2 protein-coding genes are annotated in these 2,192 nt (G+C 32.7%); both read right to left on the reverse strand.

Features of this window, described 5'->3' with window-relative positions; genetic code table 11:
• Positions 1-180: 180 nt before the first annotated feature.
• Positions 181-579 carry an 8-oxo-dGTP diphosphatase gene (locus ACT8VG_RS10465; protein WP_226793942.1) on the reverse strand — a complete coding sequence of 133 codons (399 nt, stop codon included), beginning with the start codon at positions 577-579 and terminating at the stop codon, positions 181-183.
• A 480-nt stretch (positions 580-1,059) separates the two neighbouring features.
• On the reverse strand, positions 1,060-2,112 hold the full coding sequence (locus ACT8VG_RS10470) for an FUSC family protein (RefSeq protein WP_187011446.1): 1,053 nt from the start codon (positions 2,110-2,112) through the stop codon (positions 1,060-1,062).
• Positions 2,113-2,192 lie beyond the last annotated feature (80 nt).

The following is a 2,192-nucleotide window of genomic DNA, read 5'->3' on the forward strand; positions in this document are numbered from 1 at the left end:
TGAAGTCCGCAGGATTTTAAGTCCTGTGCGTCTACCAGTTTCGCCACCAGGGCACTTCGCAATCGAGACTGCTCGTATAATATACAATGAATTCAAAGGTTTTGCAACCCCTTTTTTAAAATTATTTTTTAAGTTTATAAAATATGCACTATATATCAATGTTTTTTTATGTATCTTTTTTTAGTAAATCTTAATAGAATCTTCAGATTCATAGATATATTCTGAGTAATCACCTTCAAATACAGCTAAATGTTCAAAAAAATGACTCACTAAATTGATATTTTTCATCTCTTCTTTGGTAAACCACCCCACTTCAACTTCATTACTATCTCTTAAATCACCAGTAAATTTATTTGCAGAAAATAAAAATACTATATATCTTCCACTTTCTGCCCAGAATTGTTTCACTCCTACTAAACGGGGATTCTTCATAGTTAAGCCTGTTTCTTCTTTTACTTCTCTTATTGCAGATTGTACAATTGATTCTCCATGTTCTATATGCCCTCCAGGAAATGTATATCCCTGCCAATCTTTTTTAACTCTATTCTGCAGTAAATACTTATCTCCATCTTTAATCATGCAGAGATTAGTCAATTCAACCATTTCAGTTCTCATGCCACTTTCTCCTCATATATCGCTTCTCTAAGCTTTATAACACATTATACACAAACAGTTGTCATATATATACAAAACTGCCTCAAAAACGCTTATTTACGCATATTACAAAAGAGATGCAGTGAATTCTTATCCCTATGTGTAAAAACCAGCAATATTGCACATGTCATTCTTATATCAGATACATATTAAGACATTCTCATTAGATATAATGTATCATGAGGAACAGATCCAACATATTTCTCCTACTAAACTTGCGAATAAACATGTAACTACTAACAAGTTTATTTTTAATAATAATCCATCTTTTATCTCCTCCATCTTTTTTAGTTAGACTTTTCTATATATTATTTTCATATCGAAAAACTATTGAACATATGCAAAAAAAGAACGTACATTTTCGTACGTCCTTATGTCAAAACAAGCTTATGACCTCATTATATCCTATAATACTTCTTTCACTTTAATTCTTGATACAAACCAATGAAAAATAATACAGAATAATAATGCAAAGACAACACCAAATATATTCTGGATTAATCTTAAACTTACTGCACCCTTTAATCCATATAGCTCTGTCGCAATAGCTAATGCACCAAATGTATTAAAGACAGCCTGCCAGCCATATTTTGTAGAAAACCCTACGCCAATACCACCAATGACACCGATAAATGCATAGATTGGTGAAGGAAGCAAGAAATATAACACTGTAAAACATAGAACACCTGCAATATTTCCAATAATTCTTTTACGTACTCTATACTGCATATCGTCCATAAGTGGTAAGATTACAGACATTGCGGCAATACCAGCCCACATAGCACGTGGCATATCACAGAGTTCCGCAATACATATTACAACTGGCACACAGATAATCTGACATAGCTGCCATTTTGTTCTAGTAGAAGAAAGATCAAATTCTTGTAATAAATGCATTACATGCTTATTATAAGTTCTATGCTTATGGTTTCGATAGAACACGATACAGGTAAGAACTGCACCTACAGCCATTCCAGCAAGTCTCATCAAATAACTCTTTCCAGATACATCATAACCATATAATAGTAAATATCCTAGAACGAGTGTAGATTGATTGAACATAGATGGATTATGACATCCTAGGAATACTAATATAGCTAATGCACCAATATTTACCAACATTCCTGCGACTGGAGGAAGTTTATTAGCCAGGTGTGAACATAAAGTCATATTAATGAAAAATAATGCCAGAAGCACTGTAGATTGTCCTGCATGAATTTCAAAGTCTGCCTGTCTAAATACCATTATACATAAGAGAACAACCACTCCAGCAATACTATTCTCACTTCCAAATAAAATACTAAATAATGTTACAAAGAGAAAGCAGAATGCCACTGTGATCGCAATTTTAAAAAGATAAACTGCTATATGATATAGTTTCTCTTTTGTTGTTTGACTGTTTTTAATTAACTCTTTTGAGCCTTTCTGATTCAATTGTAATTCCTGGTAAAATTTCATATAATACCTCCTTAATCAAAATACAAAAAAACTCAGGATTTCTCCCGAGTAACATTCAATGGCGCAGGTTGAGGGATTCG

This window comes from Catenibacterium sp. (genome assembly GCF_052354645.1).
Classification (GTDB): domain Bacteria; phylum Bacillota_I; class Bacilli_A; order Erysipelotrichales; family Coprobacillaceae; genus Catenibacterium; species Catenibacterium mitsuoka_A.

What these genes read in the sequence shown, in the direction of transcription:
- ACT8VG_RS10465 (WP_226793942.1), bottom strand. Translation starts at nt 579, where the DNA reads ATGATTAAAGATGGAGATAAGTATTTACTGCAGAATAGAGTTAAAAAA.
- ACT8VG_RS10470 (WP_187011446.1), bottom strand. Translation starts at nt 2,112, where the DNA reads ATGAAATTTTACCAGGAATTACAATTGAATCAGAAAGGCTCAAAAGAG.